This is a genomic window from Pseudomonas sp. BJP69 (genome assembly GCF_007633355.1).
GTDB classification, from domain to species: Bacteria; Pseudomonadota; Gammaproteobacteria; order Pseudomonadales; family Pseudomonadaceae; genus Aquipseudomonas; species Aquipseudomonas juntendi.
In genome coordinates this window covers 4008281-4029089 of the sequence record NZ_CP041933.1, presented here as the reverse complement: position 1 = coordinate 4029089, position 20809 = coordinate 4008281, and the positions used below count along the sequence as shown (strand labels likewise).

Genomic DNA, 20809 nt, shown 5'->3' with positions numbered 1-20809 from the left:
CCGTTAGCGGGAGGACGCGGGTTGGTGTGGAATTTAAATTAGCGCGCAATTGGTTAGCGCGCAAGATAAATATTCACCGCTCAGCCGAATGGCCATTGCCCAGCATAGCCGCTAAAGGTTTTTCTGCAGGTTCTCGCGCAGGTCCAGCAACTCGGCCTGCAACTGCTGCAACTGCTCAAGGCTGCGACCGCTGGCCTTGAGGATGCACTGCGGCACTTCCTTTGCCCGCTGCTGCAGGGCGCGGCCTTTGTCGGTGAGTTGCACCAGTACCACCCGTTCGTCCTCGCGGCTGCGGTTGCGCTGTAACAGGCCTTCGCTTTCCAGGCGCTTGAGCAGCGGGGTCAGTGAGCCCGGGTCGGTCAGCAGGTGCTGGCTGATTTCACCCACGGTCAGGCCGTCATGCTCCCACAGCACGAGCATGGCCAGGTATTGCGGGTAGGTCAGACCCAGGGCCTGCAGCAGCGGTTTATAGACCTTGGTCATCAGCAACGAGGTGGAATGCAGGGCGAAACAGACCTGGTTGTCCAGCAGCAGCTCGTCACAGGAAGCTTGGGTGTCGGCGTTCATGCACGTCCTTGAAGGTAATCAATGGGAAATCCTGGCACGTTGAGCGTCACTGCACGCATCACTCGCGCAGTCCGCTGCGCAGGGCCAGGTCCCAGGGTGGAATCGGACTGAAGCGGCTCTTGAGAAATTCGAGCAGCAAACGGCTGCGAGAGTTCGTTTCATGTTCCAGGCGTAGCGCGTAAATGCCGCTGCTTTCAGCCTGGGGCAGGCCTGCGTCACAAAACAGTGGCACCAGTTCGCCGCGCAGCAGGTACTCGCTGATCAGCCAGGTGGGCAAATGGGCGATGCCCAGGCCCGCCAGCGCACCGAACAACAGGGTTTCGGCGTTGTTGGCGGCCATGCGCATGCGGGCCGGGCGGTAAAGGCGGGTTTGCCCGGCGACCTCGAAACGCCACGCGTACGGGGGTGCCAGGCCGTCCCAATCCAGGCCATCATGGCCGGGCAGTTCGCTGGGGCAGCTGGGCATGCCGCGGCTGGCCAGGTAGGTGGGGCTGGCGCAGGCAATGCGCACCATGTAGGCCAGTGGCGTGGCGACCAGGCGGGTATCGGCCAACGGGCCGGCACGCAACACCAGGTCCACTTCGCCCAGGTGGCTGCCATGCAGGTCGACAAAGCTGTCGATCAGGCGCAGCTGCACGTCCAGGCCCGGGTAGGCCAGCAGGAAGTCGGCAATGGCCGGGGCCAGGTGGCGGCGGCCGAACGCGGCGGGGGCGTCGATGCGGATCAGCCCTTCCGGAGCATTGCTCAGCGACACTGCCTCGGCACGGGCCAGGCGCAGTTCCTCGATGATGCGCTTGGCCCGCTCGGCAAAGGCGTGGCCCGCCGGGGTGGCGCGCACGGCATGGGTGCTGCGGGTAAACAGGCGGCTGCCCACGGCGGCTTCGAGGGCGTCAATGCGCCGCGCCACCGCAGACGGGGTCAGCGGGTAGCGGCGGGCGGCGGCAGAAAAACTGCCGCTTTGCAGCACGTCCAGGAACAGGCTTAGCTGCTCGGTGAGAGTATCGGGGCTCATGGTTGCCTTGCTTTTGCACAATACGCACAGCCATTGTGCGCTGCTGTGCGTTTCCCCGCCAGCGCACACTGGTTAGCATGCCGCTATCAACTTTGCTGGCGAACGAGGCCCTGATGATCGAGTGGTTGCTGTATATCGTGCTGGGCGCTGCCCTGGGCATCATGGGGGGCCTGTTCGGCATAGGCGGTGGGCTGATCGCGATCCCGGCGCTGGGCGTGCTGTTCGGCCTGGATCAGCAACTGGCACAGGGCACTGCACTGGTCATGGTGGTGCCGAATGTGTTGCTGGCGTTGTGGCGTTATCACCAGCGCAACCGCATCGAGTTGCGCCACGCCGTGCCGCTGTCGTTGTGCAGTTTCGTGTTCGCCTGGCTGGGTTCGATCTGGGCCGTGGGGCTGGATGCGCATTCCATGCGCCTGGGCTTTGTCGGCTTTTTGGTGGCGCTGGCGGTGTGGAACGTGGCGCGGATGTTCATGAAAGTGGCGCCAGCCAGTGCCGAACTGCGTTATGCCTGGCCTTGGCTGGGGGGGCTGGGCAGCTTTGCCGGTACCATGGGCGGGCTGTTCGGGGTGGGTGGCGCCGTGGTAGCCACACCGATCCTGACCAGTGTGTTCGGCACTACCCAGGTGGTGGCCCAAGGGCTGTCGCTGGCATTGGCGGCGCCGAGCACCCTGGTGACTCTGGTGACCTATGGCGTGCATCACAGTGTTGACTGGGGGGTAGGGTTGCCGTTGGCGGTGGGCGGCCTGCTCAGTATCAGCTGGGGGGTGAAGCTGGCCCATGCGCTGCCAGAGAAGGTGCTACGGGCGATGTTCTGCGTGTTCCTGGTGGTGTGTGCGGTGATGCTCGGGTTCGAGCTTTGAGCGTTTGACCGCGCCGGTGGGGGCGAGCGCCGCGCAGGCGGCGCTTCGCGGCACCAGGCCGAGGGGGTATGGCGCCGAGGGTCAGCGCCGCACTTGCTTCAGTGTTTCGGCAATCAGGAACGCCAGCTCCAGCGACTGGTCGGCATTCATCCGTGGGTCGCAGTGAGTGTGGTAGCGGTCTGACAGGGCATCTTCGGTGATCGGCCGTGCGCCACCGATGCACTCGGTCACATTCTGCCCGGTCATCTCGATATGAATGCCGCCGGCATGACTGCCTTCGGCCTGGTGCACCTGGAAGAACTGCTTCACCTCGTCGAGGATCTGCGCAAAATCCCGGGTCTTGTAGCCACTGCTGGCCTTGATGGTATTGCCGTGCATGGGGTCGGAGCTCCACAGCACCTTGCGCCCCTCGCGCTCTACGCAGCGGATCAGCCCTGGCAGGTGGTCGCCGACCTTGCCCGCGCCCATGCGTACGATCAGGTTCAGGCGCCCTGGGTCGTTGGCCGGGTTGAGGGTGTCGATCAGGCGGAGCAGTTCCTCGGGGTTCATGCTGGGGCCGACCTTGACCCCGATCGGGTTGTGCACCCCACGCAGGAACTCGACATGGGCGCCGTCCAGCTGGCGAGTGCGGTCGCCGATCCACAGCATGTGCGCCGAGCAGTCGTAGTAGTCGCCGGTCAGGCTGTCCTGGCGCACGAAGGCCTCTTCATAGTTCAGCAGCAGCGCTTCGTGGGCGGTGAAGAAGCTGGTTTCACGCAGCTGCGGCGCGCTGTCCAGGCCACAGGCACGCATGAACGCCAGGGTTTCGTCGATGCGGTTGGCCAACTGGTGGTACTTGTCGGCCAGCGCCGAGTTGGCGATGAAGTCCAGGTTCCACTTGTGCACCTGGTGCAGGTCGGCAAAACCGCCCTGGGCGAAGGCCCGCAGCAGGTTGAGGCTGGCGGTGGCCTGATGGTAGGCCTGCAGCAGGCGCTCCGGGTCGGGGATGCGGCTCTTGGCGTCGAAGCCGATGCCGTTGACGATGTCGCCCCGGTAAGCGGGCAGGGTGACGGTGCCGATGGTTTCATCGCCCGCCGAGCGTGGCTTGGCGAACTGCCCGGCCATGCGCCCGACCTTGACCACCGGGCAGCCCGCGGCAAATGTCATGACGATGGCCATTTGCAGCAGCACCTTGAAGGTGTCGCGGATTTTTGCCGCTGAAAACTCGGCGAAGCTCTCGGCGCAGTCGCCGCCTTGCAGCAGGAACGCGCGGCCTTCGGTCACTTCGGCAAACTGCCGGCGCAGTTCGCGCGCTTCCCCGGCGAACACCAGCGGCGGGTAGCTGGCCAGGGTCTGTTCGACCTTCAGCAGGTGCGCGGCATCGGGATAGGTCGGTTGCTGCTGGATCGGCAGGGCGCGCCAGCTGTCGGGGCTCCACGGTTGGTTCATGTCAGGCTCGGTCTGGTCGGTTGTCGGCTGGCGGCCATGGTAACAGTTGGCGCTGCGCTTGTTGCATCGGGGGCGTTGGCGGACAATGCGCGTTTTTGTGCGGGCGGGTGCAGGCATGGCGACGGAACGGCAAGAGCGGCTACTGGCGCGGGTGGAGGATGCCTTTGGCGTCATCAGCGTGTACGAAGTGGACGACTACCGCTTTCTGGAATTCGGCGATGCCATCGAGCAAAGCTGTGTGTTCACTGCCGACCCCAGCTGGTTGGAGTACGACTACACCCGCGCCATGCTGGTTGGCGCGTTGTGCCATGAACAGCCGGAAAGCGCGCTGTTCCTGGGCCTTGGCGCGGGCACGCTGACCCAGGCCTGCATGAAGTTCCTGCCACTGGACGATATCGAAGCCATCGAGCTGCGCCCGGACGTCCCGCGCCTGGCCATGCAGTACCTGGGCCTGGACGACGACCCGCGGCTGTACGTGCGCATTGGCGATGCGCTGGAGCTGCTGCCCAGCGCAGAAAAGGCCGACCTGTTGTTCGTTGACCTGTACACCGACCATGGGCCGGGGGTAGGGCACCTGGCGTGGAACTTCCTGGCGAGCTGCCAGCAGCAACTCAACCCGGGCGGCTGGCTGGTGATCAACCAGTGGGCCACCGATGATGGCAAGCCGCTGGGTGCAGCGTTGCTGCGTGGCTTGTACCACCGCCATTACTGGGAACTGCCGGTGAAGGAGGGCAATGTGATTCTGCTGGTGCCGGCGGATCTGGAGCAGACCCTGGACATGGAAGGCTTGCGGGCCCGGGCGCAGGCGCTGGCGCCACGATTGGGCTACAGCCTCGAGGGTTTGATCCGCGAGATTCGGCCGGCTACCTGAATGGCAGGTGCGGCCGTAGCCGTCGCGATCCCTGTAGGAGCGGCCTTGTGTCGCGAAAGGGGCGCGCAGCGGCCCACATTTTCAGCTTCGCAGCGGATATTGCCGGGGCCGCTGCGCGCCCCTTTCGCGACACAAGGCCGCTCCTACGGGGATCGTGGCAGCGTCAGGGATTATCGTTTCAGCCCCTGAAAATATTCCTCACCTAACCGTACATTTCAGGTATAGTACGCGCCGGTCTTTTAGCGGACCTCAAAATCAGGTGGTGCAAATCCTCCGAGTCCAGCTTCGGCTGCACGTCCGCTAGGCGGACCTTCCCAAGTTTTCTTTTTCAATCGTTTTCGCAAATCCCCGCCGCCAAAGCTGCCTGGGTGACCTGACGGTCTTTCAAGGCATGTGCAGCTTTGGAGCATGGGTCTTTGCGGATGCACCTAGAGGCAGACCCATGACCCAGGAAACCGGCGGCTTCGCCGCTCTCGATCTCAACCCGAATATCGTTGCTGCCGTAGTGGCTACCGGCTATGAAGAGCCGTCCGCCATTCAGCAGCAATCTATCCCGATCATCCTCGCCGGTCATGACATGATCGGCCAGGCGCAGACTGGCACCGGCAAGACCGCTGCCTTCGCCCTGCCGATCCTCAACAAGATCGATGTGAGCAAGCGCGAACCGCAAGCCCTGATCCTGGCGCCAACCCGTGAGTTGGCGCTGCAAGTTGCTACCGCTTTCGAAACCTACGCCAAGCAGATGCCAGGCGTGAACGTGGTTGCTGTGTACGGTGGTGCCCCAATGGGCCCACAGCTGCGCGCCATCCGCAACGGCGCGCAAATCGTCGTCGCCACCCCGGGCCGTCTGTGCGACCACCTGCGTCGCGACGAAAAAGTCCTGTCGACCGTGCAGTACCTGGTACTGGACGAAGCCGACGAGATGCTCAAGCTGGGCTTCATGGACGACCTCGAAGTGATCTTCGACGCCATCCCTGCTACCCGCCAGACCGTGCTGTTCTCCGCCACCCTGCCGTCGTCGATCCGTTCGATCGCCGAGCGCCACCTGCGCGAGCCCAAGCACGTCAAGATCCAGAGCAAGACCCAGACCGTTACCGCGATCGATCAGGCCCACCTGATGGTCCACGCCGACCAGAAGATCCCGGCTGTACTGCGTCTGCTGGAAGTGGAAGAGTTCGACGCGCTGATCGCCTTCGTGCGCACCAAGCAAGCTACCCTGGACCTGGCCGCCGCGCTGGAAGCCAAGGGCTACAAGGCTGCTGCGCTGAACGGCGACATCGCCCAGAACCAGCGTGAGCGCGTGATCGACTCGCTCAAGGATGGCCGCCTGGACATCGTTGTCGCCACCGACGTGGCGGCCCGTGGCCTGGACGTACCGCGCATCACTCACGTATTCAACGTTGACATGCCGTACGACCCGGAGTCCTACGTGCACCGTATCGGCCGTACCGGCCGTGCCGGTCGCGAAGGCCGTGCGCTGCTGCTGGTCACGCCACGTGAGCGCCGCATGCTGCAGGTAATCGAGCGTGTAACCGGGCAGAAGGTTGCCGAAGCGCGCCTGCCGAACGCCCAGGCGGTGCTCGATGCGCGCATCAAGAAGCTGACCAACAGCCTGGCGCCACTGGTTGCCGAGGCTGAAGCCACCCATGGTGACCTGTTCGACCGCCTGACCAACGACCTGGGTTGCAGCGCCCGTGCCCTGGCCTCGGCCCTGCTGCGCAAGGCCACCAACGGCCAGGCGCTGGACCTGGCGGCGGTAGAGCGTGAGCAGCCGCTGGTGCCGAGCTTCGCCCCGCGTGGTGAGCGTACCGAACGTGGTGAGCGCAGCGAGCGCCCTGACCGCGGCGACCGCGAGCGTCGTGCGCCGCTGCCGCTGGCCGAAGGCCGCGTGCGTTGCCGTACCGCCCTGGGTGCCCGTGACGGCATCGCCGCCAAGAACCTGCTGGGCGCGATCCTCAACGAGGGTGGCCTGGCGCGTGACGCGATCGGTCGTATCCAGGTGCGCGACAGCTTCAGCCTGGTCGAGCTGCCGGAAGATGGCCTCGAGAAGCTGCTGTCCAAGCTCAAGGACACCCGCGTGGCCGGCAAGCAGCTGAAGCTGCGCCGCTACCGCGAGGATTGATCCTGGCGCAATGAAAAATCCCCGGCCTTGGCTGGGGATTTTTTTGCCTGTGCCATGGTGGGGTTGCGCGGCAGCCCCCCGCAATCGTCAGTCGAACCGGTAGATGTCCATCCCCAGCGCCCCCAAGGTGAAGCCTTGGTGCACAACGCCAAACTGCCCCCCCGCCCCAAGGGCAAAAAACAGCGGCAACAAATGCTCATCGCTCGGGTGGTTGCGCACTGCAAACGGCGCCTGTTGCCGATAAGCCAGCAACCCCTCCCGGTCATCAGTCCGCAGTTTTTCCACTACCCAATCTCGAAACGCCAACGCCCACGGCTCGATCACGTCGGGCCCGGCATGCCAGTCCAGCTCGCCAAGGTTATGGGTAATGCTGCCCGAACCCACCAGCAGCACGCCCTCCTGGCGTAGCCCCGCCAGTGCCTGGCCAACCTTCACTTGCAGCGCCGGGCCCATCTGGGTGGGCAGCGAAACCTGCACCACTGGGATGCTCGCATCGGGGTACATCAACGACAACGGCACCCAGGCGCCATGGTCGAACGGCCGCTGCGGGTCGAGGCGCGCGGCCAGCCCGGCGCCCTGCAGCAGCTCGCCGACCCGGCCGGCGAGGGCAGGGTCACCGGGCGCAGGGTACTGCACCGCATACAAGGCCGGTGGGAAGCCGTAGAAGTCATGCCAGGTTTCTGGGTGTGCGCCACCGGTGATCAGCAGCTCGCGGCTTTCCCAGTGCGCCGACACCACCACAATGGCTTGCGGCCGCGGCAGTGCGTTGGCGAGCCCTGCCAGCGCCGGGCCGCTGGCGCCAGGTTGCAGGGCAAGCATGGGGGAGCCGTGGGAAATGAACAGGCTGGGCAGCATGGCGGGGTCCTGAAGGTTAAGATGCACTCATCTTCGATCAACTAAAGATCGAAATCCAAACCAACTTTTACTGGCAAACCATCTAAAAATCGGGAGTGTTCATGGAACCAGCGTTCTGGCAGCAACGGTGGGCCGACAACCAGATCGGCTTCCACCAGGCGCAGGTGAACCCGTATCTGCAGCGGTACTGGCCAACATTGCAGCAGGTGCCCGGCAGCCGCGTGCTGGTGCCACTGTGCGGCAAAAGCCTCGATCTGGCCTGGTTGGCCGGGCAGGGGCACCGGGTATTGGGCGTGGAGCTTTCGCGGCGGGCCGTGGAGGGTTTCTTCCGCGAGCATGGGCTTGAGGCCGAGGTGCGGCAGCGTGGCGACTTTGAAGTATGGCGCAGTGGCGACGTGGAGCTGTGGTGTGGGGACTTCTTTGCCCTGCAGGCAGAAGATGTCGGCGACTGCGCGGGCCTGTACGACCGCGCGGCGCTGATTGCCCTGCCGCCGCCCATGCGTGCGCGCTACGCGCAGGCCCTGTCGGCGTTGTTGCCAGCCGGGTGCCTTGGCGTGGTGGTGACGTTGGATTACGACCAGTCGCTGCTGGCCGGGCCGCCGTTTTCGGTGGCGGATCAGGAGCTGAGGCAGGGCTTTGCGGGCTGGCAGGTGGATGAACTGGAGCAGGCGCAGGTGCTCGGGGAAAGTCCGAAGTTTCTGCAGGCCGGGGCATCCAGTGTGTTGGAGCGGGTCTACCGGGTCTGCCGGCGCTAGCGCGGGTAAGCCTGCACAGGCAGGCACAAAAAAGGGCGACCGAAGTCGCCCTTGCTTGCCTGTTGGATCAACCGCGACGGCGCAGGGCCTCGATACGGTCTTCCAGCGGCGGGTGGCTCATCAGCAAGCCGGCCAGGCCATGCTTGAGGCCGCCGTTGATGCCGAAGGCCTTGAGCGTGTCCGGCATGTGCACCGGCAGGCCTTGTTCCACCCGCAGGCGCTGCAGAGCGCCGATCATCGCCGAAGTGCCGGCCAGTTGTGCACCGGCTTCGTCGGCGCGGTATTCGCGGCGGCGCGAGAACCACATGACGATCATGCTGGCCAGGATGCCCAATACCAACTCGGCAACGATGGTTGCCACGTAGTAGGCGATGCCCTGGCCTTCTTCGTTCTTGAAGATGACCTTGTCGACGAAATTACCGATGATCCGGGCGAAGAACATCACGAAGGTGTTCACCACGCCTTGAACCAGCGCCAGGGTAACCATGTCGCCGTTGGCCACGTGGCCGATTTCGTGGGCCAGTACCGCACGCACTTCGTCGGGCGAGAAACGCTCCAGCAAGCCCTGGGACACCGCTACCAGTGCGTCGTTACGGTTCCAGCCGGTGGCGAAGGCGTTTGCCTCGTAGGCCGGGAAAATGCCCACTTCAGGCATTTTGATGCCCGCTTCCCGGGACAGCTCCTCGACCGTTTGCAACAGCCACTGCTCGTGGCGGGTGCGCGGCTGGGTGATGATCTGGGTGCCGGTGGTCATCTTCGCCATCCACTTGGAGATGAACAGCGAGACGAGGGAGCCGGCGAAGCCGAACACGGCGCAGAACACCAGCAGGCTGCTGAGGTTCAGGTCGACCCCGTTGGCGGCCATGAACCCGTTGAAACCGAACAGGCTCAGGGTAATGCTTGCAACCAGCACCACCGCGAGGTTGGTGGCTACAAACAACAGAATGCGCATCATGGTTGTTACGTTCTCCTGACGGATGAATTGTCGCTTACTGCGGGGTATATAAGGGGCCTGGGGTGCCGTTTCAATCGGGGGACTATTTCAAACTGTGTACGGCGGAGTATGGCAGAGGATGACGCGTGGGCAGTGGGATAGAGCGTTGCAGGATGTAAGAAACAGGTGGCGCAGATAACCGGGCTGCTTTGCAGCCCATCGCCGGCAAGCCAGCTCCCACAGGGACCTCACAAAATTCAGGCCTGTGATAACCCTGTGGCTGGCTCCCATAAGCACTCCTCAATCCTCAGGCCTGTGGTGATCCTGTGGGAGATTCTATGGTTCCTGGCAAGGGTAGCCGGAGCATCTTCAGCGCCTGTGAGATCGAGCGCCGCCCGCGCGGCGCAATCGCGAGCTGCGCTCGCTCCTACGTTTGTTTCGGGCCAGTAACGCCTGTGACAGGCGCGCGCGGCCGCCTTGTTTGTACGGCGCGATATTGAGGCATGCACCAAGGCGTTCGCGCGCAAATCCCACAGGAATAATTGGCCCGAAACAAACGTAGGAGCGAGCGCAGCTCGCGATTGCGCCGCGCGGGCGGCGCTCGCTCTAACAGGCGCTGCCATACCTTGTGGCAAACACCTGTCAGCCCTAAGGCGATCCCTGTGGGAGCTGGCTTGCCGGCGATGAGGCCGTTACTTACTGCGAGTAAGTGCGCAGGAAATTGCCGATCCGGCCAATCGCCGCTTCCAGGTCATCGACCCGCGGCAAGGTCACCACGCGGAAGTGGTCCGGCCACGGCCAGTTGAACGCGGTACCCTGAACGATCAGCAGCTTCTCCGACAGCAGCAGGTCAAGGGCGAACTTCTCGTCATTGAGGATCGGGCACACCTTCGGGTCGATCCGCGGGAACGCATACAGCGCACCCATCGGCTTCACGCAGCTTACCCCAGGGATGTCATTCAGCAGTTCATAGGTGCGGTTGCGCTGCTCCAGCAGGCGCCCAGGTGGCAGCACCAGGTCATTGATGCTCTGGTAACCGCCCAGCGCGGTCTGGATGGCATGCTGCGCCGGCACGTTGGCACACAGGCGCATGTTGGCCAGCATGTCGATGCCTTCGATGTAGCTTTGCGCATGGTGCTTGGGCCCGGAAATGATCAGCCAGCCAGAGCGGAAGCCCGCCACCCGGTACGACTTGGACAGGCCGTTGAAGGTCAGGCACAGCAGGTCTGGCGCCAGCGAAGCGGTGCTGATGTGCACGGCTTCGTCGTACAGGATCTTGTCGTAGATCTCGTCGGAGAACACCACCAGGTTGTGCTGGCGGGCCAGCGCCAGCATGCCCAGCAGCAACTCCCTGGAATACACCGCGCCCGTCGGGTTGTTCGGGTTGATGATCACCAGGGCCTTGGTGTTCGGGGTGATCTTGGCCTTGATGTCCTCCAGGTCGGGGAACCAGTCGGCCTGCTCGTCGCACAGGTAGTGCACCGGCTTGCCGCCGGCCAGGCTCACGGCAGCGGTCCACAGTGGGTAATCGGGCGCCGGGATCAGCACCTCGTCACCGTTGTTGAGCAACGCCTGCATCGACATCACGATCAGCTCGGAGACACCGTTGCCGAGGTAGATGTCCTCGATGGTGACGCCTTCGATCTCTTTCTGCTGGCAGTACTGCATCACCGCCTTGCGTGCACTGAACAGGCCCTTGGAGTCGCTGTAGCCCTGCGCGGTGGGCAGGTTGCGGATCACATCCTGGAGAATTTCGTCGGGCGCCTCGAAGCCGAAGGGCGCTGGGTTGCCGATGTTCAGCTTGAGGATGCGGTGGCCTTCCTCTTCCAGGCGCTTGGCGTGCTTGAGCACTGGGCCGCGAATGTCATAGCAGACATTGGCGAGCTTGTTCGATTTGCTGAACTGCATGATGGGATCCCGATTGAGAATACGCGCTACGCCCCGCCGAAAGGTTTGAAAGGGCAGGAAGCGGGTGACAGACTGAACGCCTGGCACACGAAGCCACCTAATATACGTGCCGCCCGCGCCCTGGAAAAGACGGCGTGGGGTGAATTTCAGCCTGCCGAGGTTCCTGCATGAAAAAGATCGAGAAAACCCTGGAAGAATGGCGGTCGATGCTCGACCCCGAGCAGTACCAGGTTTGCCGCCTGAAGGGCACCGAACGGCCGTTCAGCGGCAAGTACAACAGCGAGCGCCGCGACGGCATTTACCATTGCATCTGCTGCAGCCTGCCGTTGTTCGACGCCCAGACCAAGTTCGATTCCGGCTGTGGCTGGCCGAGCTTCTACGCGCCGATCGAAGACAGCGCGATGATCGAGATCCGCGACACCTCCCATGGCATGATCCGTACCGAAGTCACCTGTGCCCGCTGCGATGCGCACCTGGGCCACGTGTTCCCCGACGGCCCGCCACCGACCGGCCTGCGCTACTGCATCAACTCGGTGTGCATCGACTTGCGCCCGCGCCCGCGCGACTGACCGGAGCCCGACCATGGCTGGATCGATACTGGACATCCCCTGCGTGACCCTGGGCGGCGAGCACAAGACCCTCGGCGACTACCCCGGCAAGGCGTTGCTGGTGGTCAATACCGCCAGCCAGTGCGGCTTTACCCCCCAGTACAAGGGGCTGGAGCAACTGTGGCAGGCCTACCGCGGGCGTGGCCTGGTAGTGCTGGGCTTTCCGTGCAACCAGTTCGGCCAGCAGGAGCCGGGCGAGGCGCGGGAAATTGCGCAGTTCTGCGAACGCAATTTCGGCGTGAGCTTCCCGCTGTTCCGCAAGGTGGACGTCAACGGCCCCGGCACCCACCCGTTGTATGTCGAACTGAAGCAGCGTGCCCCAGGCTTGCTTGGCTCGCAGAAGGTCAAGTGGAACTTCACCAAGTTCCTGCTCGACCCGGCCAGTGGCCAGGTCACGCGTTATGCGCCTTTCACCAAGCCGCAGGCACTGGAAGCGGACATCGAGCGCCTGCTCAGCCGCTGAGCGGCACCCAGTGGTCGACCAGCGCCAGCAGCTCTTCGCGGCGGAACGGTTTGGCCAGGTAGTCGTTCATGCCCGCGGCCCGGCAGCGCTCGCGCTCTTCGGGCATGGCGTTGGCGGTGAGGGCGACGATGGGCAGGTGCGGCCAGCGGCCGCTCTGGCGAATGCGCCGGCTGGCCTCGTAGCCGTCCATCACCGGCATGTTGCAGTCCATCAGCACCAGGTCGAAGGGTTGCCGTTCCAGCGCCGCCAGGGCCTCGGCGCCCTGGGTTGCCAGTTCGACCTGGCAACCGAGCTTGGCCAGCATCCCCTTGGCCACCAGCTGGTTCACCGGGTTGTCTTCTACCAACAAGATGCGCGCGCGGCCTTCGCCCTGGGTCACGGGCGGCGTGGCCAGCGGGTGTTCCGGCTCATGGCCTTGCAAGGTTCGGCGCAGGGTCTGGTACAAGGCGTTGCGCGCCAGCGGGCGGGCCAGCTGGTGCAGCGGTGCCAAAGCCAGCGACTGCTCTTGGGAAAGGAAGTTGCCGTAGGCGGTAACCAGCAGGATCGGCGCTTGCAGGGCCGGGCGCAGTTCGAATAGATGGTCCACGTCATCGGTTATCAACAGGTCGAACGCGGTGGCCTGCAGGGCCATGCGGCTGTCGTGCCGCTGGTAGCTCAAGCCCCAGGCGGGCAACACGCGCTGCAGGAGCTCGTGCAGCCCGCTGCCCGCCGCACTGAGGGCGGCCACGCGGCCTTGCAGGGGCTGTGGCGGGATGGCTTCAGTGTGCGCAGCCAGCGGCAGCTCGGCGGTGAAGCAGCTGCCAAAGCCCGCTTCGGAGCTTATCTGCAGGTGCCCCTGCATGGCTTTGCACAGGTTGCGGGTCAGGGCCAGGCCAAGGCCGGTGCCGCCGTACTGGCGGGTGATGCCGGCGCCGGCCTGGGTGAAGGGCTGGAAGATGCGCACCTGGGCCTCTTCAGGGATGCCGATGCCCGTGTCACGCACTTGCAGGCGCACGCCGCCGGCAATGCGCTCAAGGCGCATATCGACGCGGCCGAAGCGGGTGAACTTCAAGGCATTGGACAGCAGGTTGCTGACGATCTGCCGCACCCGCGTGGGGTCGCCCAACACGCTGCTGGGGAAGTCGCCGGCGATCAGGCAGGTCAGCTCCACGCTCTGTGCGGTGTTCTGCGACAGCAGGTTGGCGGTGTCTTCGACCATCGAGCCCATGTCGAAGGCAATGCGCTCCAGTTCCAGCTGGCCGGCGTCGAACTTGGACAGGTCGAGAATATCGTTCAGCAGTTCGACCAGTACCTTGCCCGAGTCGTGGGCAATCGCCAGCTGCTGGCGTTGCTCGCTGGGCAACGGGTTATCCAGCGCCAGGGCGATCATGCCGAGCATGCCGTTGAGCGGGGTGCGGATTTCGTGGCTCATGTTGGCAAGGAAGGCGGCGCGGGCCTGGGCCATGTCCAGCGCCCGCCGGCGGGCCTGTTCCAGCTCCTGGTTGGTCAGGCTCAGGCTGCTGTTGCTGGCCTTCAGCTCGTTGGTGCGTGCCGAGACGATGTCTTCCAGCTCGTTGAGGTACTGGGTCAGGCGGTTTTCCGCGGTGCGCCGCTGCTCGATTTCGGTGGCCATGCTGACGAACTGCTGGTTGGCCACTTTCACCAGCACGCCGATTTCATCAAGTTCGTGGCCGTGCGGGCATTCCAGGCGGGTTTGCCGGGGTTTGCGCGGGTCGCTGCCGCTGAGCGCACTGATAACGGTGACCAGTGGCTTGGTCAGCATCAGGTAGAACAGTGCCAGCAGCAGGCCTGTCAGCACCAGGCTGCGGGCAAAACCGTTGAGCAGGGTGATGCCGGCACGGTCGAGAAAGCGGCTGCCGAAGGCGAAGGTGTCGACGTCCAGGTACAGGGTGCCAAGGTATTCCTCGGGCATATGGGTAAGGTACAGGCTTTCGCTCAACTGGCGCTGTTCGCCGAACAGGAAGTCGCTCAGCGGCCGCAGACGGTCTTGCAGGCGTGGGCGCTCGACATCGGCCAGGACCGTCTGGTTGTTGTCGATCAGCCGTGCGCGGATCACCGCCGGCGACTGCAGCAGGCCGCGGGTCAGTTCCAGGGCCAGTTCCGAGTCGATGTTGTAGGCGATACGCGAGGCCGGGTTGTGGCTGATTTGCAGCAAGGCCCGCACTTCACGGTTGATGGATGCGTCTACGCTGGCATAATCGATGCCGATCTGGATGAGACTGAGCAATGTTCCCAGGATGAAGCCGACCAGGACTGTCAACCGGGCTTGCTTGTATGACAGGCGATTGGTGAACTTGATATCCATGAGTTCCGAGCTGGTTTCCCATTCCTTGCGCTGCGCAAGCATAGCCGATCATCCCCGGCTGCTGGTGGGTCTGTCTGTTCATTTCAGTTGATCGCCAAGCGGGGGCCGCTTTGCGCCCCTTCGCGGGCCCCCAGGCCTAACACAATCCCTGTAGGAGCGGGCAAGCCCGCGAAGGGGCGCGCAGCGGCCCCAAAAAACTGAAATTGCTAGGAGTCGTCATGGACGCTCGCTTGATCGCTTTCCTGGACCGCGCCGAATCGGTACTGGCGCGCCTCGAACCCCTGCTGCCGGCCCCGCGCCCGCACATCGACTGGGCCACCACCCTGGCTGCCCGCTGGCAGCGCGATGGCCGCAGCGGCTACCTGCTGCCGCTGGAAGTCAGCCTGGACATCCGCCTGACCGACCTGATTGGCGTCGACAAACAGCGTGACCAGCTGGGCCGCAACACCCACCAGTTCATCAAGGGCATGCCCGCTAACCACGCCTTGCTGTGGGGTTCGCGCGGCACCGGCAAGTCGTCGCTGGTGCGTGCGCTGCTGGCCGAGCACGCCAGCGCCGGTTTGCGCCTGATCGAAATCGAACGCGACCACCTGGCCGACCTGCCGCGCGTGGTCGAGCAACTGCAGAAGCTGCCGCAGCGTTTCATCCTGTTCTGCGACGACTTGTCGTTCGAGGCCGGTGAGGGCGACTACCGTGTGCTCAAGAGCGTGCTCGATGGCTCGCTGGAGCAGGCACCGGACAATGTCCTGCTGTACGCCACTTCCAACCGCCGCCACCTGGTGCCGGAAAAGGAGAGCGACAACGAAAACTGGAAAAGGGTCGACGGCGAGCTGCACCCCAGTGAAGCGGTGGAGGACAAGATCGCGCTGTCCGACCGCTTTGGCCTGTGGCTGTCGTTCTACCCGTTCACCCAGGCGCACTTCCTTGACGTGGTCGAGCACTGGATCGGCCAGCTGGCGGCCCCGGCCGGGCTGGCCTGGCAGCGTGACGAAGCGCTGGAAATTCTCGCCGTGCGCTGGGCTACCGGCCGCGGTAACCGTAATGGCCGTTGTGCCTATCAGTTCGCTCGCTACTGGGTCGGGCTGCAATTGCTGGAGCAAAAGTAAATGATCGACCTCAATGCCAGTGGCGTCGGCCTCGACGGCTACCACCTGCTGGCGGCGCAAGTGCAGGCGCTGTTTGCCGACGAACGTGATTTCATCGCCAATGCCGCGCAGTTTTCGGCATTTCTCTACCACCAGGTAGGCGACCTGAACTGGGCGGGCTTCTACCTCAACCGTAACGGGCAACTGGTGCTGGGCCCGTTCCAGGGCCAGGTGGCGTGCGTGCGCATTCCGTTCGGCAAAGGCGTGTGCGGCGCGGCGGCTGCCACCGGCAAGACCCAGCGGGTCGAGGACGTGCATGCGTTCCCGGGGCACATTGCCTGCGACAGTGCGTCGAACAGCGAGCTGGTGATACCGCTGGTGAAGGAGGGCAGGCTGATTGGTGTGCTGGACCTGGACAGCCCGAAGCTGGCGCGATTCAGCGAGGCGGACCAGGTGGGGCTGGAGCGCCTGGCGGCGATCTTCCTGGAGCTGACTGACTGCTGATTGTCGTGTTGCCCGGGCTGGCCCTATCGCCGGCAAGCCAGCTCCCACAAGGTAACCGCAGGCTCGAAGACCTGTGCAGTAACCTGTGGGAGCTGGCTTGCCGGCGATAGGGCCATCAAATCCACAACAAATTCCGGATCAGTCGTACATCACCTTCTTCTTCCAGGTCTCGTCCTCATCGGTCTTGAGGCCCTGGGTCAGTTCGTTGTGTTCGTCCTCGGCCGGTTCCATCTGGTCCAGCACCTGGGCGTTGGCCCGGCCCAGCAGTTTCTCCAGGTACGTCAGCTGCTCTTCATACACCTTCGGCTCCGGCTGCTTGCGCAGGTACTGCACCCCCCGTTCGAATGCCAGGCGGGCTTGGCCTGGCTGGCCTTTCTGCAGGGCCTGCTGGCCGAGGTTGTTGAAGAACTCGATATGCAGCAGCACCAGAATGTGGCGGATCTCCTTGACCCAGTGCTTGGCCTCCGGCGCAGGCAGGAAGCCCTCATGCGCGGCCCGGGTCACCTGGTTGTGCAGTGCTTCCAGCAAGAAGCGCACATCCTTGGCCTTGACCTCGGTCTGGATCGGGTTGGGCGGGTTGTTCACCGGGATCTTTTCACCCAGGGCGATCAGCCCTTCCAGTTCGGCCATGCGTGCCTTCAACTGGGCATTGTGCTTGTCCACCGCCAGCTGGCGCTGGTTGAGGTTGAGCTCCAGGCGGGTCAGCAGCAGCTTCAGCGCCGGGGTCATGAACTGGCCTGGGAAGGTCTCGGTGATTTCGCCGCAGCGGCGCAGGCGGTCGGCCAGTTCGATCTTCAGGCGGGCGCGCTCCAGCTTGCCGTTCTCGACCACATTGTTGAGGTAGCCGATCACGATCAGCAACGCGATACCCGCTACGATGAGCAGGGTGATCAGAAGTGGTGTCACCGTTAATGCCTCATTGAAGAAGAATTACAGCGTTGAGTGTAGTGAGTTTGCCTCGGAGCGAATAGCGGCACAGGCAAACCCGTTCTCTATATCGACAAGCCAGCCCGCATCTGCACCCCGACCCACCCGGAAGTCATTGATTTAAATAAATTTCTACAAAGGGGTTGACGCCTGTATCAAGCATCCATAGAATGCGCGCCACTTGCAGCGTAAAGCACACAGTGAAACGCGGCAGGGAGTGAAAGCAGGCAGCGATGCCAGCAGCGTGTCCCCTTCGTCTAGTGGCCTAGGACACCGCCCTTTCACGGCGGTAACAGGGGTTCGAGTCCCCTAGGGGACGCCAAATTGCGGGAATAGCTCAGTTGGTAGAGCACGACCTTGCCAAGGTCGGGGTCGCGAGTTCGAGTCTCGTTTCCCGCTCCAGTTTCTCCGGCAACGCTGATGGCGGGGCAGGAAAAGAAAATCCAGGCTGAATCGTGAGGTTCATGTTCTGGTGCACTGAAAAGTGTCGTGTGTCCCCTTCGTCTAGTGGCCTAGGACACCGCCCTTTCACGGCGGTAACAGGGGTTCGAGTCCCCTAGGGGACGCCATTTGCGGGAATAGCTCAGTTGGTAGAGCACGACCTTGCCAAGGTCGGGGTCGCGAGTTCGAGTCTCGTTTCCCGCTCCAGTTTCCAAAACTATGGCGTTCATGACGGTGTAGTAGGTTGTAAAAGTATCAAACGCGGGAATAGCTCAGTTGGTAGAGCACGACCTTGCCAAGGTCGGGGTCGCGAGTTCGAGTCTCGTTTCCCGCTCCAATATGAAACGCACCAAGGAATTTTAACGTTCCTTTGGTGCGTTTTTTTTTACCTGATCAAAACCCTGGCCATGGCGATCAAGCCATGGCAGGGCCGGCTAGCGATATTCGATGGTGAAGTTCAATGCGCCCTTGGCCTCGCCTGGGGTAACCGTTGCTGCGGTCTGGTAATACCGGGCGCGAAGGTCCAGGCGCGTGATGCCGGGGGTAAGGCCCACCATATCCACGTACTCTTCCAGCTTAACTGGCGTGTTGTCACTACGCAGTACTTGAATGCCAATGCCAGCGGCGGTCGAGTCGGTGGTCAGGGTGAACAGGCCCAGGTCCCGGTCCACCGGCACTGAACCGTCTACGCCGTCCAGGCGCATGAACGCGCGGGCAACGCTGCCGGCCGGGTCGTCCTCGCAGTCGCTGAGTGTGATGAAGAAATCCACTGGGTTGGTTGTGCTGCCCTGGCCTGTGAAGTCGGCGATGTCGTGAGTACCGAGTTGTACCGGATTGGCGCTGACCGCGTCAGCCTTGACCGTGCACTGGGCCAGCTGGACTTGCCCGCCCAATGTAAGCCTTACGGCATCCCCGACATCACTGACCACGCCCCTGACGACTTCCTGACTGAATGAGCTGATGCCAGCCGGGATGGGGCCTGTCTTGATCAAGGCCATGTACTTGATGATGAGATTCCTCATCACCAGCGGTGTAGGTGCCATATTTCTCTGGTTTTCACCCACATAAGGAACAGCGCCAATACCTCCGTCGTTTGCCTGGAACGTATTGCTGGCCGTGCCGTTGAGGAAACCGCCCAGTTCCAGGTACAGACCTACACCCGGGATACTGGTTTGCAGCACTTTGCCCGTCACATCCTTCCCGTCAACGGGAGGGAAGGTCCCCGGGGCTACAGGGAGTGGCGTGCCCATGTTCGCCGTCAGTGCCAAACTCCCGTCGTTGTCGCAGTTCAACGCAAAACCGGGGCCTGCTATCCCGGTGCTTGTCGCGGAGTAGATCTTGCTACCCACCGGGGCATCACGGGCCACCCACCTCATGCCAGAGATGTTGTGCGTGAACTGCATCGGGCCTGTGGTCGTTGGCCATTCGCATCCCAGGGCATGGGCCTGGCTTGGCAGTGTCAGCATCGTCGCAGCAGCGGCGATGCCAATGAACAAACGCGAAACAAGGGGCATGGTCGGTTCCTGTTGCAAGCGTGCGGCAGCGCGCACGGGCTGGATCATGGAGTGGGGCAGCGCAAAGTCTGCAGGCGATAGCCTTGCTCTTCTGGCATGGTTGCAGGGTCGATGCTGAACAAGCAGCGCTGTCCGGCGCGCTCGCCCCAGCGCGCTTCCAGGGTTTGCGCCTGGGCATCTGTTGCAATCAGCGCCTGGCCCGCCTGGCCCACTACGGCCAGGTGCTTGCCCTGCTTGTCATTGAGTTGGGTGCCGAAGGGCAACGGGCGGCCGTCGGCATGCTGCAGGGTCAGGATCAGGCGGTTTACCTGCTGCGCCTTGAATGCCGCCAGGGCGACCGCCCCTCGGCGGGGCACAACCTGCGTAACGCCGTTTTCGATTTCAACACCAGGGCCGAGCTGGTCGGTTTGCAAGGTGACTTGGTTGACCCTGTAGGGGCGCATGTGGGTGGCAAGAATGTAGCCACTGCTGTCGGTGCTGCCGCCAGGCACATTGTCGACACCTACGCCGGGCACATCGGGTACATGCACCAACGCCGTGGTCTCGCCCAGGTATTGCCCCAGCACGATGCCGCCGGCATGTGCCAGCACCGCGCCACTGGCATTGACCGAAACACTGCGGAAGTCGTCCGCTTCGGTGTAGCCGGCACCTACGTTCACCTTTTGCGTCTGGTAACCCATCGATACCGACGCCGTCTTGCGCTGCTGTTCGTCGTTGGCCAGCGATGCCAGGTAGCTCAGGCGGTTGTCCTGCGAGCCGCCGTTCAAGCTGGCGCGTTCGCTGAAGTGGCCGTTGCTTTCCTGCACGTCGAAACTGGCAGTCGTTGACGTGCTCCAGTCCAGCGGGATGGTGACCCCCAAGCCTACGATGCGGTCGCTGCCGTTGTCGTCGCTCAACGACTGCGAGGCATACAGGTTGATGCTGACCCGGCGATACTGAGTATTGAACTGGAACTGGTACTGGCGTCGCTGGCGGTTGGTGTGCCAGTAATCGTCCTGCGACAAGGTCAGGCTCAGCGAGTTGCGGTTGTTGAACGACTGGTAGATCGAGCTTTCCAGGCGGCTGCGGCGGTTGCCCTGGTAGCGGCTGGAGGCGTTGCGCTGCTGCACGGCTTCGTCGAACTCACGATAGCCTTCTGTGGAGTAGCGGTAACCGGCAAAGCGCAGGCTGGTGCCGGTCTGGAAGGCTTTACCATAGCGCACTGAATAACTCTGCCCCTGTACCTGGCCGCCTTGCTCGCCAAGATCGGTACGGGCCTGAGTCACGTCCAGCGATACTGCGCCAAAGGTACCAAAGTCGCGGGCGATGCCAAGGTTGGCAGCGTCGTAGTACTCGCTGCCCAGTAGCCCACCATACAGGGTGGTGCCCCACTGGCCGCCACGGGCCAGGGTGGCTTGCCAGAGTGCGGGGTTGTCGATGCCGTCGGCGCCGTCATAGCGCCCGGCCACCAGGTTGTAGCGCCACACGCCTTCGCGCAGCAGGTTGCTGAGGGTGGAATAGGGCTGGATGAAGCGGCGCACCTGGCCGTCGGCTTCGGTGAGGACGATTTCCAGGTCGCCGCTGCTGCCACCAATGCCCAGATCGTTGATTTCGTATGGGCCGGGGGCAACGTAAGTGGAATAGATCGGGTAGCCGTTCTGCAGCACT

Annotated in this window: 17 protein-coding genes, 5 tRNA genes and 1 pseudogene; 13 read left to right on the top strand and 10 right to left on the bottom strand. The window is 63.4% G+C overall.

What is annotated here, in order from left to right; genetic code table 11:
* Window positions 1-111: 111 nt before the first annotated feature.
* Both FPB55_RS18810 and FPB55_RS18805 read right to left on the bottom strand, forming a co-directional pair.
* The gene (locus tag FPB55_RS18810; protein ID WP_009685225.1) at window positions 112-567 is read right to left on the bottom strand and encodes a MarR family transcriptional regulator; all 456 of its coding nucleotides are present in this window, start codon (window positions 565-567) and stop codon (window positions 112-114) included.
* Window positions 568-625: 58 nt separating this feature from the next.
* Window positions 626-1579 carry a LysR family transcriptional regulator gene (locus tag FPB55_RS18805; RefSeq protein ID WP_115294549.1) on the bottom strand — a complete coding sequence of 318 codons (954 nt, stop codon included), beginning with the start codon at window positions 1577-1579 and terminating at the stop codon, window positions 626-628.
* Window positions 1580-1692: 113 nt separating this feature from the next.
* Here FPB55_RS18805 and FPB55_RS18800 point away from each other — a divergent pair, with 113 nt between their 5' ends.
* Window positions 1693-2442, top strand: a complete 750-nt coding sequence (locus tag FPB55_RS18800; protein WP_144189020.1) for a sulfite exporter TauE/SafE family protein — start codon at window positions 1693-1695, stop codon at window positions 2440-2442.
* 81 nt (window positions 2443-2523) lie between these two features.
* Here FPB55_RS18800 and FPB55_RS18795 read toward each other — a convergent pair whose 3' ends face one another.
* The gene (locus FPB55_RS18795; RefSeq protein WP_009685228.1) at window positions 2524-3870 is read right to left on the bottom strand and encodes a 3-deoxy-7-phosphoheptulonate synthase class II; all 1347 of its coding nucleotides are present in this window, start codon (window positions 3868-3870) and stop codon (window positions 2524-2526) included.
* Between the two features lie 115 nt (window positions 3871-3985).
* Here FPB55_RS18795 and FPB55_RS18790 point away from each other — a divergent pair, with 115 nt between their 5' ends.
* Window positions 3986-4741, top strand: a complete 756-nt coding sequence (locus tag FPB55_RS18790; RefSeq protein ID WP_029885626.1) for a spermidine synthase — start codon at window positions 3986-3988, stop codon at window positions 4739-4741.
* A gap of 408 nt (window positions 4742-5149) precedes the next feature.
* Window positions 5150-6863, top strand: a pseudogene (locus FPB55_RS18785) (DEAD/DEAH box helicase).
* A gap of 87 nt (window positions 6864-6950) precedes the next feature.
* Here the strand turns inward: FPB55_RS18785 and FPB55_RS18780 are convergent.
* Entirely contained in the window at window positions 6951-7718 is a 768-nt protein-coding gene (locus tag FPB55_RS18780; protein ID WP_144189018.1) for a class III extradiol ring-cleavage dioxygenase, read from the bottom strand.
* A 101-nt stretch (window positions 7719-7819) separates the two neighbouring features.
* Between FPB55_RS18780 and FPB55_RS18775 the strand changes: the two genes are divergently transcribed.
* Window positions 7820-8473, top strand: a complete 654-nt coding sequence (locus FPB55_RS18775; protein WP_009683622.1) for a thiopurine S-methyltransferase — start codon at window positions 7820-7822, stop codon at window positions 8471-8473.
* Between the two features lie 67 nt (window positions 8474-8540).
* Here the strand turns inward: FPB55_RS18775 and htpX are convergent, their stop codons facing one another.
* Window positions 8541-9428, bottom strand: coding sequence for a protease HtpX (htpX, locus tag FPB55_RS18770; protein ID WP_047150248.1), 888 nt, complete (start codon window positions 9426-9428; stop codon window positions 8541-8543).
* A 675-nt stretch (window positions 9429-10103) separates the two neighbouring features.
* A complete protein-coding gene (locus tag FPB55_RS18765; RefSeq protein WP_009682838.1) occupies window positions 10104-11315 on the bottom strand; it encodes a pyridoxal phosphate-dependent aminotransferase in 1212 nt (403 codons plus the stop codon).
* Between the two features lie 167 nt (window positions 11316-11482).
* Here FPB55_RS18765 and msrB point away from each other — a divergent pair, with 167 nt between their 5' ends.
* Together msrB and FPB55_RS18755 are read left to right on the top strand one after the other, a co-directional pair.
* A complete protein-coding gene (gene msrB, locus FPB55_RS18760) occupies window positions 11483-11884 on the top strand; it encodes a peptide-methionine (R)-S-oxide reductase MsrB (protein ID WP_115294548.1) in 402 nt (133 codons plus the stop codon).
* 13 nt (window positions 11885-11897) lie between these two features.
* Complete coding sequence (locus FPB55_RS18755) at window positions 11898-12386, top strand: glutathione peroxidase (RefSeq protein WP_009682840.1); 489 nt, start codon at window positions 11898-11900, stop codon at window positions 12384-12386.
* Here FPB55_RS18755 and FPB55_RS18750 read toward each other — a convergent pair.
* The gene (locus tag FPB55_RS18750; protein ID WP_047149783.1) at window positions 12376-14733 is read right to left on the bottom strand and encodes a response regulator; all 2358 of its coding nucleotides are present in this window, start codon (window positions 14731-14733) and stop codon (window positions 12376-12378) included. The genes FPB55_RS18755 and FPB55_RS18750 overlap by 11 nt on opposite strands.
* A gap of 176 nt (window positions 14734-14909) precedes the next feature.
* Between FPB55_RS18750 and FPB55_RS18745 the strand changes: the two genes are divergently transcribed.
* Window positions 14910-15797, top strand: coding sequence for an ATP-binding protein (locus FPB55_RS18745; RefSeq protein WP_029887959.1), 888 nt, complete (start codon window positions 14910-14912; stop codon window positions 15795-15797).
* The gene (locus FPB55_RS18740; protein WP_047149784.1) at window positions 15798-16280 is read left to right on the top strand and encodes a GAF domain-containing protein; all 483 of its coding nucleotides are present in this window, start codon (window positions 15798-15800) and stop codon (window positions 16278-16280) included.
* 138 nt (window positions 16281-16418) lie between these two features.
* Here FPB55_RS18740 and FPB55_RS18735 read toward each other — a convergent pair whose 3' ends face one another.
* Complete coding sequence (locus FPB55_RS18735) at window positions 16419-17186, bottom strand: hypothetical protein (RefSeq protein ID WP_009683625.1); 768 nt, start codon at window positions 17184-17186, stop codon at window positions 16419-16421.
* 267 nt (window positions 17187-17453) lie between these two features.
* On the opposite strand from FPB55_RS18735, the gene FPB55_RS18730 reads away from it, so the two are divergent.
* From FPB55_RS18730 to FPB55_RS18710, 5 genes are all read left to right on the top strand, one after another.
* Window positions 17454-17529: transfer RNA gene (locus FPB55_RS18730), tRNA-Glu, on the top strand.
* Between the two features lie 4 nt (window positions 17530-17533).
* A tRNA-Gly gene (locus FPB55_RS18725) sits at window positions 17534-17609 on the top strand.
* Window positions 17610-17700: 91 nt separating this feature from the next.
* Window positions 17701-17776: transfer RNA gene (locus FPB55_RS18720), tRNA-Glu, on the top strand.
* Window positions 17777-17779: 3 nt separating this feature from the next.
* Window positions 17780-17855 (top strand) — tRNA-Gly (locus tag FPB55_RS18715).
* A gap of 54 nt (window positions 17856-17909) precedes the next feature.
* A tRNA-Gly gene (locus FPB55_RS18710) sits at window positions 17910-17985 on the top strand.
* A 97-nt stretch (window positions 17986-18082) separates the two neighbouring features.
* On the opposite strand, the gene FPB55_RS18705 is transcribed toward FPB55_RS18710, so the two are convergent.
* Together FPB55_RS18705 and FPB55_RS18700 are read right to left on the bottom strand one after the other, a co-directional pair.
* Window positions 18083-19162, bottom strand: a complete 1080-nt coding sequence (locus FPB55_RS18705) for a fimbrial protein (protein ID WP_009683626.1) — start codon at window positions 19160-19162, stop codon at window positions 18083-18085.
* A 44-nt stretch (window positions 19163-19206) separates the two neighbouring features.
* Window positions 19207-20808: a fimbria/pilus outer membrane usher protein gene (locus FPB55_RS18700; RefSeq protein ID WP_238706602.1), complete on the bottom strand. Its 1602-nt coding sequence runs from the start codon at window positions 20806-20808 to the stop codon at window positions 19207-19209.
* Window position 20809: the final 1 nt, after the last annotated feature.